Annotated in this window: 11 protein-coding genes; 4 read left to right on the forward strand and 7 right to left on the reverse strand. The window is 72.6% G+C overall.

What is annotated here, in order from left to right:
• Positions 1–361: thiamine pyrophosphate-dependent enzyme (locus AOK22_RS32525; RefSeq protein WP_244165203.1), on the forward strand; the 361-nt coding region annotated here is incomplete at its 5' end.
• 42 nt (positions 362–403) lie between these two features.
• Here AOK22_RS32525 and AOK22_RS32530 read toward each other — a convergent pair.
• Both AOK22_RS32530 and AOK22_RS32535 read right to left on the reverse strand, forming a co-directional pair.
• The gene (locus AOK22_RS32530; RefSeq protein ID WP_055702308.1) at positions 404–1,783 is read right to left on the reverse strand and encodes a hypothetical protein; all 1,380 of its coding nucleotides are present in this window, start codon (positions 1,781–1,783) and stop codon (positions 404–406) included.
• Positions 1,770–4,643, reverse strand: coding sequence for a peroxidase family protein (locus AOK22_RS32535; protein WP_055702309.1), 2,874 nt, complete (start codon positions 4,641–4,643; stop codon positions 1,770–1,772). Before AOK22_RS32535 ends, AOK22_RS32530 begins: the two co-directional genes overlap by 14 nt.
• Before the next feature lie 344 nt (positions 4,644–4,987).
• Here AOK22_RS32535 and AOK22_RS32540 point away from each other — a divergent pair, with 344 nt between their 5' ends.
• Positions 4,988–6,295, forward strand: a complete 1,308-nt coding sequence (locus tag AOK22_RS32540) for a lipase family protein (RefSeq protein ID WP_157872343.1) — start codon at positions 4,988–4,990, stop codon at positions 6,293–6,295.
• A gap of 9 nt (positions 6,296–6,304) precedes the next feature.
• On the opposite strand, the gene AOK22_RS32545 is transcribed toward AOK22_RS32540, so the two are convergent.
• Both AOK22_RS32545 and AOK22_RS32550 read right to left on the reverse strand, forming a co-directional pair.
• A complete protein-coding gene (locus AOK22_RS32545; protein WP_055702317.1) occupies positions 6,305–6,715 on the reverse strand; it encodes a YchJ family protein in 411 nt (136 codons plus the stop codon).
• A 38-nt stretch (positions 6,716–6,753) separates the two neighbouring features.
• Positions 6,754–7,458 (reverse strand): FadR/GntR family transcriptional regulator, encoded by a 705-nt coding sequence (locus AOK22_RS32550; RefSeq protein ID WP_055702311.1) that lies wholly within the window; start codon positions 7,456–7,458, stop codon positions 6,754–6,756.
• Between the two features lie 183 nt (positions 7,459–7,641).
• Here AOK22_RS32550 and AOK22_RS32555 point away from each other — a divergent pair, with 183 nt between their 5' ends.
• Complete coding sequence (locus tag AOK22_RS32555; RefSeq protein ID WP_055702312.1) at positions 7,642–8,154, forward strand: gluconokinase; 513 nt, start codon at positions 7,642–7,644, stop codon at positions 8,152–8,154.
• A 68-nt stretch (positions 8,155–8,222) separates the two neighbouring features.
• Entirely contained in the window at positions 8,223–9,620 is a 1,398-nt protein-coding gene (locus AOK22_RS32560; protein WP_055702313.1) for a GntT/GntP/DsdX family permease, read from the forward strand.
• Positions 9,621–9,704: 84 nt separating this feature from the next.
• Here the strand turns inward: AOK22_RS32560 and AOK22_RS32565 are convergent, their stop codons facing one another.
• The 3 genes from AOK22_RS32565 to AOK22_RS32575 all read right to left on the reverse strand — a co-directional run bounded on the left by AOK22_RS32565 (position 9,705) and on the right by AOK22_RS32575 (position 14,173).
• A complete protein-coding gene (locus tag AOK22_RS32565) occupies positions 9,705–11,270 on the reverse strand; it encodes an APC family permease (protein WP_055702314.1) in 1,566 nt (521 codons plus the stop codon).
• Positions 11,271–11,315: 45 nt separating this feature from the next.
• Positions 11,316–12,278, reverse strand: a complete 963-nt coding sequence (locus AOK22_RS32570) for a hypothetical protein (RefSeq protein WP_055702315.1) — start codon at positions 12,276–12,278, stop codon at positions 11,316–11,318.
• 239 nt (positions 12,279–12,517) lie between these two features.
• Positions 12,518–14,173: an FAD-binding dehydrogenase gene (locus tag AOK22_RS32575; protein WP_055702316.1), complete on the reverse strand. Its 1,656-nt coding sequence runs from the start codon at positions 14,171–14,173 to the stop codon at positions 12,518–12,520.
• Between the last annotated feature and the right edge of the window lie 321 nt (positions 14,174–14,494).

Here is a 14,494-nt window from a genome sequence, read left to right on the forward strand (position 1 = left end):
GGCCTGCCCGGAACGGCCCGTGCTCGCGCTGGTCGGGGACGGGGCCTCCATGTACACGCTCCAGGCGTTGTGGACGCAGGCGCGGGAGGGGCTCGACGTCACGACGGTCGTCTTCGACAACGGGTCGTACGCGATCCTCGATCTGGAGCTGGGCGCGGTGGGGGCGGTGGCGGGCGGGACGCGGTCGCGGCGGCTCCTGGACCTCTCCGGGCCGCCGCTCGACTTCGTCGCACTGGCGCGGGGCATGGGGGTGCCGGGGGAACGGGCCACCACGGCGGAGGAGTTCGCGGCGCTGCTGAAGCGGGGCCTCGCGGAGCCGGGGCCGTTCCTGATCGACTGCGTGGTGCCGCCGCTGGGGTAGCACGCGCGCGGGGTGCGCCCCAGGACCGCGCGGCGGCGAAGCTCACCCGTCCCACAGGCCCTCGTGGCGGCGATGCGTGTCCGTGAGGCCGTTGGTGAAGAACGTGTCGTAGTACTCCGGCTCCACGTGGTGGACCTGGAGCCAGACGCCGGGGACGTGGATCGCGTCCGTGTGGGCCGGGAAGCGGCGGTGCGTTCTCAGGATGTACGCGCAGACGTCGCGGGCGCAGGCGATCACCCGCTCCTCGTACTCGCTCGCCTCCGCCAGGTACCGCTGGCCGTAGTCCTCCTTGTAGATGCGGGCGAACACGTCCTTGTCGCCGTAGACGCCGCCGGGACCGAACTTGGCTCGGATCACCGCGTCGACCGCCTCCGCCATCGAGCGGTGCGCGGGCGGGCACGCCGCCTCGATCAGGGGCTCCCCGTCGGGGGACCTGAGGCCCACCGGGTGCGAGCGCAGCGTCGCGTACTTGGGCAGCGGGACGTGCCAGCGCCAGACGTCCGGCAGGCGCCAGCGGGGCGTGACGAAGGTGAAGCCGAGCATCCTGCCGTAGGTGCGGGAGAACTTCGGGTCGCCCAGGGCGATCTGGGGGTTGATGGAGGCGTGGATCCAGGCGCCCAGGCCCATCGCCTCGGCGGTCAGCATCAGGTTCTGCAGCAGGAGGTCCGCCTCGATCTGGGTGCGCAGCGGGCCGAGCGCGCCCAGCGGCAGCTTCAGGTCGCCGTTGAGGAAGCCGTTGCGCACCCACTTCTTCACGCCGGCCGGGCGGTAGAAGTTGCGGTCGTCGACGAGGGTGGGGCGTACGTCGTCGGGCTGGGTCAGCAGGTACATCAGGGCGTTGATGTACTGGTGGGAGAGGTCGACGACCGGGAACAGGAGCGTCGACCCGGGCAGGTTGGACAGGAACCGGTTCGAGTCCAGGTAGGACGGGAAGTCGCGCATCCCCTCGGCGACGTCCAGGCGGTGGTCGAGGACGCGGACCTTCGCCTGCCGGGCCCGCTCGACCAGGTGCTCCGCGTCGAGGGGCGTGGCGGGCGCCGGGGGCAGCCTCCGCAGGAAGTACGTGCCCGAGTCGTTGATCAGGAAGAAGTGCGTGCCCTGCGCGTTGTCGGGGCTGCCCGCGGTACGGCCGGCCATGGTCATGTTGGGCTTGGCCATGATCGGCTTGCCGTCACGCGGATCGTCGAAGGGGCGGTCCGGCATGGTCAGCCCGGTGCAGCCCGTCAGCGCGATCAGGACCGCCTCCTCCAGTTCGGAGAGCGGCCGCGGCTCGTGGGGCGAGCGGTAGCTCATCGAGCCCGCGGGGACGGCGGCGCCGCGGCTCACCCGGTGGGTGCGGCGGCGCCAGACCGTCTCCAGGAGGGGCCTCGTGAACAGGTCGGCGAGGCCCGGGTGACCGGGCCCGCGCTCAGCCGCCGGCACGTCCGGCCCCGTCGCCCATCGGCTGCACCTGCCGCCACGGCGCGAACGCGCTGGCCCCGCGCGGCAGCAGGCCCGCGAGCTCCGGGCAGTGCCGCAGCAGGACGGACTTCATGCCGCCCTTCTGGACCCAGTCGATGCCGAGCGGCGTGTAGATCTCCGGACGGAAGTCGACGGTCAGGAAGCGGTCGCTCTGCAGCCGTCGGGTGGCCATCAGGATGAAGATGCGGAAGGCCGTGTCGCTGAACCCGAAGCCGTGCGGCGGGTTCTCGGCGAACAGGCCGACGACCGTGTCGATCTCGTCGACCGAGCGGTAGACGTCCTTGAGGCGGGCGACGGTCTCGGGGTCCTGGGAGAGGTCCTCGAAGCGGCGGATGCGCGGCTTGTGCAGTCCCTCGCGGAAGTCGTTGTAGCGGGGCACGCCGCGCCTGCGGGTGCGCACGAGGTCGACGACGGACAGGTCGATGATCTCGCCGTCGCGCTCGAACCGCTGGAGCGCGCGCGGGAAGTTGTGCAGGGTGATCGCGCCCGGGTGGGCGATGCCGAAGGAGTACAGCGTGTCGGCGAGCCCCGTCTTGCGGATGGCGGCCTCGGCGGCGCCGCCCTGGATGTCGTTGAAGGTGAGGCTCTCCAGGCGCTGCCCGAAGTGGTGCTCGCGCATCTCGAAGTCGTCGGGGATGAGCGGGTGCATGCGGTAGACGGTGACGAAGTCCTCCGTCAGGGAGTAGGGCGCGCTGTGGTGGTCCGGCAGCGTCTGCGGGATGCCCCGCAGGGAGTGCGACTCGAACAGCCACAGGCCCAGCTTGTTGAGCCAGCTGTCGGGCGGGCCCTCCCAGTTGGTGTGCAGGCCGATGTCGATGGCCTCGGTGGCGAGGATCGCCGGGGTCCACTCCACCGTGTGGATCTTGGCGATGAGGGCGGAGACGACGAGGCGCGCCGTGTGGTAGACGCTCTCCTCGCCCATCGAGGGGTAGGCGTGCCGCAGCGCGTCGCAGACCGCGTTGTGCTCGCGGGCGAAGAGAGTGTGCATGGCGCTGAGGCCGAGCCACCAGTTGTCGGCGAAGCCGGTCAGCGGGATGCCGTTCTGGCCGAGCGGCAAGTGGCCCTCGTCCAGGCGGAGTTTGGCCCCGCCGTCGGGCTCGCGCAGGAACCGCGCGGTGGACTCGCTCTCGCCGTACACCTCGGAGCCGTCCCACCAGTGCGAGGCGGTGTTGGCGAAGAGGAGTGGCGGCTGGTCGCCGGGGAGGTGGATGCCCTCGTTGTCGGCGAAGCGCATCACCTGCTCGGCGGGCCCGCCGGGGGTGTTGTGCCAGGCGGTGCCGGGCGGCAGCGGCACCTCGACGGACTTGCCGCCGGGCTTGTGGCGGCGGTGGTTGACCCAGTCGTGGACCTGGAACTGGATCCAGGCGGCGGCCAGGACGTTGAGCGAGGTCGCCGGCAGGAACGTGTCGCGGTACAGGAGCCGGCGGCTGACCGTGACGGGGTTCGGGACGTCGAAGAGGTCGGGACGGTAGACCGGCTTGAGGTTGCGGCCGAAGGGGGCGCCCACGGCTCCCATGGTGGGCGCGGACAGGTCGTTGTACGTCCCGTCGTAGGAGCGGGCGGTGCGCCGCTGCTCGTCGGGCGGGGCGGGCGCGGGCACGGCCCGGGGCGGCGCCTCGTGCACGTCGGTGTCGATGAGGTTGAGGCGGCGCAGGGTCTTGCGGAGGAAGACGAGGTTGAGCAGTCCGGCCTCCACCGGCAGCTTGTACCAGGGGACATAGCGGTTCAGGAGGCGGAAGGCGGCGCCGACGGGGGCGCCGAGCACGCGGTTGCGCAGGGGTTCCTCGGTGAGGAAGCGCAGGCCCTGGCGGTGTGCCGCGCCGGCCTCGTAGGCGGACTTGCGGGCGCGGTTGAGGTTGCCGAGCGGACGGAAGTCGTCGGTGGTGAACCACGGGTTGAAGCCGAGCGCCTCGACGCGTCCGCCGGCGGCCCGCGCCTCGGCCGTGTCGAGGTCCTGGCAGGGCACGGTCAGCGTGGCGACGGGCACGGCGGGCGCGACGGACTCCAGCCACTCCACGGCGCCGTCCTCGACGGGCGTGCGCCGCTCGTCGACGTACCGCTGCACGCACAGGTCGAAGGCGACGTCCTGGCGGGCCAGGCGGGTCTCCAGCTCGCGGCGCAGGTACTGCGGGTCGCTGTGCTCGCCGTCGCGCGGGGTGCCGTTGCCCGCCGGGCGCAGCAGATAGCGCACCGGGCCCGCCTCGCCCCACAGGATGGCGCCGCGGCTCCAGAACGTCTCGCCGGCGAGGCTGTGCACGGTGTGCCGGGTGGCGGACCGAATGTTGTGGCGCATGCGGGCGGCCGTGGACAGGCCGACGGCGAGCGGGAGCTTGACGAACAGGCCCACGGCCTTCTGGAGGGTGGTCGTGGCACCCGCCATGGCCTTGGCGAAGGCGACGAACTCGCGCGCGTCGCGGGCGTGCGAGACGGGATGGTTGGTGGCGAGCAGGTCGTGGCTCTCCTCGGTGGAGACCGTCACGCGCACGGCGACGCCGCGCAGGTCGGGCGCGCCGTCGGCCTGCCGGATGCCGCTCGCGTTGGAGAGCCGCACGGTCGCCGGGTACGCGGCACCGGGCTGCGCGAAGCCGCAGCGCAGCGCGTCGGGCAGGTCGTCGCGGAAGCGCAGGCGGGCGTTCTCCACGCCGAGCGCGGCCTTGGCGTGCACGGTGCGCTCCAGGCCGGCGGACCGGCTCGCGCGGCGGTTCTTCTCCTGCACCTTCATCAGTTCCACGGCCAGGCGCTCGAAGAGCCGGCGCTCCGCCTCCGGGCTGCCGCCCATGTAGCGCTCGTAACTCTGTTGGTGCTGTCCGGTGTCGGCCATCGGGCGCCACTTCCTTCGCACGGCGTACGGGACTGCGTACGGGACAGGGGGCAGGCAGACGCTACTGGTGGTGACCGCCCGCCGCAGCGGCTGTTCCCGCCTATGTGCGGGGGCCGTCCCGGACCTCGAACAGGCGGGCGGGCCAGGGCGTTTGTGCCCGTGGGCGGCCGTCCGGGGTGTGCGGCGCCCGGCGGCGGCCCTGCCGTTCGCACCCCGTGTGAAGCCTCGCTCCCCACCAGCCCCACGCGCCAGGTGTACACGATGGCCGGGTCCCGTCGGGTGTCCGGCGCGGCGCCGTCGTCGAGTTGACGGTGCGCCGGGCCGGTGGTGTGCTCGGGGGTCCGGTGCAGCCACCGCTCGACGTGGGGGACGCCATGCGGGACGACTTCGCCAAGGGACCGAGCTTCGCCGAGCTGCGCCCCTTCAAGACGCCCACCGAGGACGGCCCCGACCGGCCGGTCTTCCCCGTCTACCGGGACCTGGTGGACCGTCTCGCCGCCGGCCAGGGGCAGCCCGAGACCTCGGGTCCGGTGCCGCACGCCATGGCGACGTGCGCGGCCTACGCGTACGCGGGGTTCAACATGGCCGGCGATCCGCGGACCGTCGCCACGATCATGGCGCGCCTCGGCCTGGAGGAGAACCGCTGCCGGGTCTTCGAGCAGCGGGTGGACGCCATGTACATCGCGTCCGCCGCGTATCTGGTGCAGGACAAGGACCGCCGCGTGGTGATCCTCTGCTACCGCGGCACCCAGCCCGAGGACATCATCAGCATCCTCACCGACGCCGACGTGCACCCCGAGACGCTCTCCGTGGACCTCGCGGGCGAACGGCACGAGGTGCACGCGGGCTTCTACCGCAACATGCGGGCGACCCGGCACTTGATCATGCAGGCCCTCGACCGGGCCGCGCGCGGGGAGTCCGTCGACCCGGACGAGCGGGGTGTGCGCGGCGACGGGATGGAGGCGCTGTACATCACCGGACACAGCCTCGGTGGCGCGATGGCCGCCCTGATGGCCGTCGTCCTGGCCCACGAGGAGCGCTACGCGACGGTCGCCGAACGCCTGCGCGCCGTCTACACCTTCGGGCAGCCGCTGCTGGGCGGGCAGGACTTCGCGGACGCCTGCGCACGGGCGACCGACGGGCGCGGCGAGCACGTCCTGCGCGACCGGCTGCTGCGCTACATCTTCGACCGCGACGTGGTGCCCGCGCTGCCGCCGCGCCCCGTGGGGCCCTACGCCCCCTTCGGCCGGGAGTTCCACTACCGCAGGCCGCGCGGGGTGGCCGAGGGCGTGCTCGCGCTCGCGGCGGAGACGGCGATCGACGCGGTGTCCCTGCCGGGCGACCTGCTGCGCGGGCGGCTGCGGGAGATGGCGGGGCGCCGGGCGCGGGAGGCGGGGCGCTCGCTGGCGTCCCTGGCGCGGGGGCCGCGCCCCGGGGGCTGGGCCGAGGTCCACGATCCGGGACTGCACTATCCGCAGATGGACAGCCTGGCGGGGCTCGCGGTGGTGGCGCCCCTCGCGTTCTTCGCGGCGCGGCTCGCGCTGACGCGGACCATCCCCTTCACGTACTCCTTCGAGGACCACGGCCCGGGGCACTACGTCAACGCGCTGGCCCCGCCCGGGGTGCTGAGCGAGTTCGGTGACCTGCGGTGAGGGCTCCGGCTAGTCGATGAACACGCCGTCGACGTACACCCAGGCACCGTCGACGCGCTCGAAGCGGCTCTTCTCGTGGAGCGCGTCCGGGCGGCCGCCGTCGGTGTAGCGGGCCCGGAAGGTGACGGTGCCGGCGGAGTGGAACGCGGTGCCCTCGGTGGTCTCCTCGATGTCCAGGCCGACCCAGCGCATGCCCGGGTCGAACTCCACGCGCGGCGGCCGTTTCGCGGGGTGCCAGGTGCGCAGCAGATAGCCTTCGTCGCGCACCGCGAAGGCGCTGTAGCGGGAGCGCATCAGCTCCTCGGGGGTGGCCGCGGCGGCCTCGCCCCGGTGCAGCCTGCCGCAGCACTTCTCGTAGGGCCGGGGGTGCCCGCAGGGGCAGTGCGTGGGGCGTGCGGGGCGTGCGGCGCGTCGGGACATGCGGCCCATTGTGTCCGACGGCGGACGGACGGCCCGGCTCAGGGCGCGAGGATGTCCAGTTCCTCCAGCGCGCCGAGCGCGATCTCGCGCGTGAGCGCCTCCGCGCGGGCCGCGTCGCCCTCCCTGACGGCCTCCGCGACCTTCACATGGAGGGTGACGGCCGGCGGGTCCGGGTCCTCGAACATCACCTGGTGCGCGGTACGTCCGGTCAGGACCTCGGCGACGACGTCCCCCAGCCGGGCGAACATCTCGTTGCCGGAGGCGTTGAGGATCACCCGGTGGAAGGCCACGTCGTGCTTGAGGTAGCCCTCCAGCTGGTGGCCGCGCGAGTGGGCGACCATGCCGAGCGCGCACTCGGTGAGCTCCGCGCACTGCTCGGCCGTGGCGTGCCGGGCGGCGAGCCCCGCGGCGACCGGCTCGATCGCGGACCGCAGCACGGTCAGCGAGCGCAGCTGGCGCGGCCGGTCGGCGCCCGCCAGGCGCCACCGGATGACCTGGGGGTCGTAGACGTTCCACTCCTCGGTGGGCAGCACCGTCACGCCCACGCGGCGGCGGGAGGCGACCAGGTGCATGGACTCCAGGACCCGGACCGCCTCGCGCATCACCGAGCGCGACACCTCGAAGCGCTGGGCCAGCTCGTCCGTCCGCAACACGCTGCCCGGCGGGTACTCGCCCGCGGTGATGGCGGGCCCGAGGCTTTCCAGTACGCGGGAGTGCAGCCCTCGGGCGGCCTGTGCGGTCATGACGAAAGCCTACGAGGAGAGCACCCGGAACAATAAGTCAGACTTTTATGTCACAGACTCTTGAATTCGTCAGACCTAATGAGTTTCAGTGGCGTGAACGCGCGGAACCGGGGCCACCCCCCTTCGGCCCCGGTTCCGCGCGACCGATGTCGATGAGGACATGAAGACAGCGAGGCACCAGCGATGAGCACCCCCCACGTCGTCGTAGTCATGGGCGTGGCAGGGACCGGCAAGACCACGATCGGCCCCCTGCTCGCGGACCGGCTCGGCGTTCCGTACGCCGAAGGCGACGACTTCCACCCGGCGGAGAACATCCGGAAGATGTCCTCCGGCACCCCGCTCACCGACGACGACCGGTGGCCCTGGCTCGACGCCATCGGCGTCTGGGCGCACGGCCGGGCCGGCCGGGGCGGGGTGGTGAGCAGCTCGGCGCTCAAGCGCGCCTACCGCGACCGGCTGCGGGACGCGGCCCCGGGCGTCGTCTTCGTCCACCTCACCGGCGACCGGGCCCTCATCGAGGACCGGATGTCGCACCGGCAGGGCCACTTCATGCCGACGGCGCTTCTCGACTCCCAGTTCGCGACGTTGCAGCCCCTCGGGGCGGACGAGGCGGGCGTCGAGGTCGACGTCTCGGGCGGCCCCGAGGAGATCGCCGATCGGGCCGCGGCGGCCCTGGGCGCCCTCGAAGCGCGGTAGCCCGCGGGGCACCGCGCCCCGGCACGCCGCACCACCCCGTACCCATCACCACGTACCAGGGATCAACCGTGACCCATCTCAGCGTCGAGATGCTGGCAGCGGACCCCGTCGAGCCGATCACCTCGGCGGGCCATGCCCAGCTGGGGATCGCCGTCCTCGCGGGCATCGCCGTCATCGTCCTGCTCATCACCAAGTTCAAGCTGCACGCGTTCCTCGCGCTGACCGTCGGGTCGCTCGCGCTCGGGGCCTTCGCGGGCGCCCCGCTCGACAAGACCATCGACAGCTTCACCACGGGGCTCGGCTCGACCGTCGCCGGCGTGGGCGTGCTCATCGCGCTCGGCGCGATCCTCGGCAAGCTGCTCGCCGACTCCGGCGGCGCCGACCAGATCGTCGACACGATCCTCGCCAGGGCGGGCGGACGCGCGATGCCCTGGGCGATGGTCCTGATCGCCTCGGTGATCGGCCTGCCACTCTTCTTCGAGGTCGGCATCGTCCTGCTGATCCCGGTCGTCCTCATGGTCGCCAAGCGCGGCAACTACTCCCTGATGCGGATCGGCATCCCGGCCCTCGCCGGCCTGTCCGTGATGCACGGGCTGATCCCGCCGCACCCCGGCCCGCTCGTCGCCATCGACGCGGTCAAGGCCAACCTCGGCGTCACGCTGGCCCTGGGCGTCCTCGTCGCGATCCCCACGGTGATCATCGCGGGGCCGCTCTTCTCGAAGGTCGCCGCGCGCTGGGTGGACGTGCCCGCGCCCGAGAAGATGATCCCGCAGCGCCCTTCGGAGGACCTGGAGAAGCGCCCCGGCTTCGGCGCGACCGTCGCCACCGTGCTGCTGCCCGTCGTCCTGATGCTGGCCAAGGCGCTGGTGGACATCGTGGTCGACGACCCCGAGGCCACCGTGCAGCGGGTCTTCGACGTCATCGGGTCGCCGCTGATCGCGCTGCTCGCGGCCGTGCTCGTCGGGATGTTCACGCTGGGCCGGGCGGCCGGGTTCACCAAGGACCGGCTCTCCACGACCGTCGAGAAGTCGCTCGCCCCGATCGCGGGCGTGCTGATGATCGTCGGCGCGGGCGGCGGCTTCAAGCAGACGCTCATCGACGTCGGCGTGGGCCAGATGATCCTGGACTTCTCCAAGGACTGGTCGATCCCGGCGCTGCTGCTCGCCTGGCTGATCGCGGTGGCCATCCGCCTCGCGACGGGTTCGGCGACGGTGGCGACGATCTCGGCGGCCGGTCTGGTGGCGCCGCTCGCGGCCGACATGTCGACGACGCACACGGCGCTGCTCGTGCTGGCGATCGGCGCGGGTTCGCTGTTCTTCTCGCACGTCAACGACGCGGGGTTCTGGCTGGTCAAGGAGTACTTCGGCCTGGACGTCGGCCAGACGATCAAGACGTGGTCGGTGATGGAGACGATCATCTCGGTGGTGGCGGGCGGCTTCGTCCTGCTGCTGTCCCTGATCATCTAGCGGGCCGTCCCCCGGGGCTCCGCCCCGGCCCCCGCTCCGTCACACGCCGGAGGGGCTGATTCCGTCAGCCCCTCCGGCGCTTCGTCATGAGTGGGTGCCGCTCGACACCTTCTCCAGCTGGAACGCCTCGTTGCCCAGACCGATCCGCGCGTGCGCCTCCGGGTTGCGGGAGCGCAGGATCGCGCCGTAGGCCACGCCGATCACCGCCGCCGCGAAGATGATGCCCGGAAGCACCCAGCTGAGCACCGAGCCCTCGCCCGCGCCGACGAGCACGTCGAAGTCCTTGACGGTGTAGCCGGCGATGACGAGCAGGCCTGCCGCGGCGAGCGCGGACGCGGTGATCCGCCAGGCCTGGGCGCGCGCGGCGCCGCGGCGGGCGAAGAAGACGATGACGGCGATGGACGCGGTGGCCATCAGGAGGATCACGCCGAGCGCGCCGATGTTGCCGCCCCAGGTGAACAGGTGGAGCACGGGCGCGGTCGGGTCGCCCGCCGTGCCGTCGTCGGCGACGGCGAAGCCCACGACGACCACGACGGAGACGACGGTCTGCAGCAGCGAGCCGGTGCCGGGGGCTCCGGTGGAGGTGTTGGTGCGGCCGAACGCGGCGGGGAGCAGGCCCTCGCGGCCCATCGCGAAGGCGTACCGCGCGACGACGTTGTGGAAGCTGAGGATCGCCGCGAACATGCCGGTCACGAACAGGACGTGCAGGACGTCGGTGAAGGTGCCGCCGAGCCGCGACTCGGTGAGGTCGAACAGCAGCCCCGCGCTCTGTTCCTGAGCGGCCGGGACGATCCCCGAGGGACCCGCCGCGACCGTGAGCGCCCAGGAGCTGAGCGCGAAGAAGACGGCGACGAAGCAGACGGCGAAGAACATCACGCGGGCGACGACGACCTGCGGGCGGCTGGTCTCCTCGGCGTACACGGGGGCCTGCTCGAAGCCGGTGAAGGCGGCGATGCAGAAGCAGAGGGAGGTGGCCACGCCCGCGCCGGTGAGCGTCTCCGGGTTGAACGCGTGCAGCGACAGGCCCTCCTTGGCCGGGTCGGCGACGGCCGCGATGTCGAAGATGACGACGAGCGCCACCTCGATGAGGAGCAGCACGCCGAGCACGCGCGCGTTGAGGTCGATCTTCAGCCAGGCGAGGACCGCGACGACGGCGACGGTCAGCAGCGCCGGGATCCACCAGGCGACCTCGATCTCGAAGTACGTCTGGAGGAGCCCGGACACCTCGAAGCCGAGCATGCCGTACAGACCGGCCTGGAGGACGCTGTAGGCGACGAGCGCGACCAGCGCGGCCCCGGCGCCCGCGGTGCCGCCGAGGCCGCGGGATATGTACGCGTAGAAGGCGCCGGCGTTGTGCACGTGCCGGCTCATCTCGGCGTACCCGAAGCTGAAGAGCACGAGGACGACGCCGAGGATGAGGAAGAGCAGGGGCTGTCCGACGACACCCATCACGCCGTAGGTGGTGGGCATGACGCCGGCGACGACCATCAGCGGTCCGGTCGCGGCGAGGACGGACAGCAGCAGGCCCGCCGTGCCGAGCCGGCCGGCGCGCAGCGCCCGCTCCTGGCCCTTGTACGTGCTGATGCCGGTGTCACCCGTCGGGCCACCGAGGGCTCTGGTGCCGCTCGTGCTCGAACTTCCCGTCGCCATGGCGCGGTCGTCCTTTCCAAAGGTGCTGATGAGGGGTACGGATCGTCAGGCCGATCCCAGCGCCGTGGCCCGCGCGGCGTGGAACGCCGCGAGCGGGTCCCGGTCCGGGTACGACCAGGGGGCCGGCGTCGCGTGCCGTCCGATGCGGTGGAAGAGCGCGGCGGCTTCGGCCGCCCTGCCCTCGCAGGACTTCGCGTGGGCAAGGAAGTTGAGGTCGATGTGGCAGCGCGGGTGGCCGGGCCCGTCGGGCGTCACCCACTCCAGCCACCAGTCGAAGGCGGTCTTCATGACCCCGCGGGCGCGCCGCCCGCTCCAGTGCCCACCGGCGGCGGGGTCGGCGGACTCCAGGCCCGCGGTGGCCAGGACGCGGTAGCGCTCGGCGTGCGCGACGACGGGCAGGACCGCCAACGGCGACTCGTCGGAGGCCTGTTCGGCGGCCCAGGAGGCGAAGTCGTAGACCTCGTGGAGCGGGTCCTGGCCCGCGCCGGGGCGCCGCTCGGCGAGCCGGGCCACCATCAGGTGGTGGGCGTGGTGGTGCTCGGGGTGGCGGTGGCGGATCTCGTCGAAGAGGCGTACGACGTCCTCCTCGCGCCCCAGCGAGCGTTCGAGCAGGAGCAGCGCGAGCAGCGGCGTCGGGTCGACGGGGACGCGCGCGGCCGCCTCGCGGCACTGGGCGCGGACCTTGTCCGAACGCGCCTTGCCGCGCAGGGCCTTGTGCACGGCGGCGAAGACGAGCAGCAGCTCGGCGTCGTGGCTCTCGGGCTCGGCGAGCCGCCAGTCGCGCGCCCACGCGGCGGTGGTGGGCTCCTGCCCCAGGACGTCGAAGCGGTGTCCCCTGCGGTCCCAGTCGTCGCCGGTGGCGGCCAGCAGCGCGCGGACCTCGCTCCAGCGTCCCTGGGTCAACGCCGTGCGGGCGGCGACGAGTTCGGCGTCGTCGAGTGCGGCGTCGAAGCCGTGTCCCGCGGCCTTCTTGCGGGAACGGCCCAGTGGGGGCGGGGGTGGTGACACCGCGGGACGTCCTCCCCGGCGCGGCTTGCGTACGGATGATCACGCACAGCAAACCGGTACGCACCGCTCCACGTCAAGGCCGGGGGTCTTGTCCGCCCTTCACCAACTCATTTCAAAATCGGCAGACTTCGCACGCCACCCGGGCGGACCTCGGAGTACCCGGGGCCGGAGCCCGCCGGACGCGACCTCGCTCAACCCACCTCGCGGGCGGCCACTCAGCCCACCTCGCGGGCGGCCGCTCAGCCCACCTCACGGGCGGCCGCGCGGCCCGCCGTGCGGCCCGAGAAGAGGCAGCCGCCGAGGAAGGTGCCCTCCAGCGAGCGGTAGCCGTGCACTCCCCCGCCGCCGAACCCGGCGGCCTCGCCTGCCGCGTACACACCGGGGAGCCGTTCCCCGCCCTCGGTCAGCACGCGCGAGGACAGGTCGGTCTCCAGGCCGCCGAGGGTCTTGCGGGTGAGGATGTTCAGGCGCACGGCGACGAGCGGGCCCGCCTTGGGGTCCAGGACGCGGTGCGGGGCGGCGGCCCTGATGAGCCGGTCGCCGAGGAACTTGCGGGCACCGCGGATGGCCGTGACCTGGAGGTCCTTGGTGAAGGGGTTGGCGATCTCGCGGTCGCGCGCGGCGAGGGTGCGGCGCAGCGCGTCCTCCTCGATGAGGGGCTCCTTGGTGAGCGCGTTCATGCCGCGCACGAGGGCACCGAGGTCCTTCTCGACGACGAAGTCGACGCCGTGGTCCATGAACGCCTTGACGGGTCCGGGCACCTCGGCGCGTGCCCGGTCGATGACGCCGCGCACGGACTTGCCGGTCAGGTCGGGGTTCTGCTCGGAGCCGCTGAGGGTGAACTCCTTGCCGATGATGCGCTGGTTGAGCACGAACCACGTGTAGTCGTAGCCGGTCTTCATGATGTGGTCGAGCGTGCCGAGGGTGTCGAAGCCGGGGAAGAGCGGCACGGGCAGGCGGTCGCCGCGCGCGTCCAGCCACAGCGAGGACGGGCCCGGCAGGATGCGGATGCCGTGCCGGTCCCAGATGGGGTTCCAGTTCTCGATGCCCTCGGTGTAGTGCCACATGCGGTCGCGGTTGATCAGGCGCGCCCCGGCCGCCTCGGCGATGCCGAGCATCTTCCCGTCGACGTGCGCGGGCACGCCGGAGATCATCTTCTCGGGCGGGGTGCCGAGCCGCTCGGGCCAGTTGGCGCGGACGAGGTCGTGGTTGCCGCCGATGCCGCCCGAGGTGACGATCACCGCCTGGGCCCGGAACTCGAAGGTCCCGGCCACCTCGCGGCTGCTGGCCTGGCCGCGCTCGACGGAGGACGGTTCGAGCACCTCGCCGGTGACCGTGTCGACGCTGCCCGCGCTGCGCGAGAGGCCGGTGACGCGGTGGCGGCACCTCAGCTGGACCAGGCCGCGCGCGATCCCGGCGCGCACCCGGCGCACGAACGGCGCGAGCAGTCCCGGGCCGGTGCCCCAGGTGATGTGGAAGCGGGGCACGGAGTTCCCGTGGCCCTGCGCGTCGTAGCCGCCGCGCTCGGCCCAGCCGACGACCGGGAAGAACCGTACGCCCTGCCCGTGCAGCCAGGAGCGCTTCTCACCGGCCGCGAAGTCGACGTACGCCTCGGCCCACTGGCGGGGCCAGTGGTCCTCCGGACGGTCGAACGCGGCCGTGCCCATCCAGTCCTGCAGCGCCAGCGCGTGCGAGTCCTTGATCCGCATCCGCCGCTGCTCGGGCGAGTCGACGAAGAAGAGGCCGCCGAAGGACCAGTGGGCCTGGCCGCCGAGCGACTGCTCGGGCTCCTGGTCGACGAGGATGACGCGGCGGCCCGCGTCGACGAGCTCGGCGGTCGCCGCGAGCCCGGCGAGCCCCGCTCCGATCACGATCACATCTGCGTCGTACGCCATGGGGCCGCCTCCTCGACAGGGTCCCGCAAGGTTACTGGTGGGTCGGGTCCCGGGACAGATCAGATCCTGAACAGCTCCGTGACGCACGTCAACCGACAGAGAGGGGGAAGTCGTCAAGCGTCGCTGCGCGGAGCGGGCGAACGGCGGCTATCGTCGGCCAAGTCGCCTCCTTCTGCCCCGGCTTGGGCGCGGTCGCCCCTGCCCCGGTGGGGCGAGGCCGCGTCGCCCCGACCCCGCGCCGCTCCCGCCGCCCTCCCGTCCCCGTCTCCCGCCAGGTGTCCGACGTGTCTGTTCTGGTCCTCGTCCTCGCCGTCGGTGCCG

Source organism: Streptomyces silaceus, from assembly GCF_001419745.1.
Lineage (GTDB): Bacteria > Actinomycetota > Actinomycetes > Streptomycetales > Streptomycetaceae > Streptomyces > Streptomyces silaceus.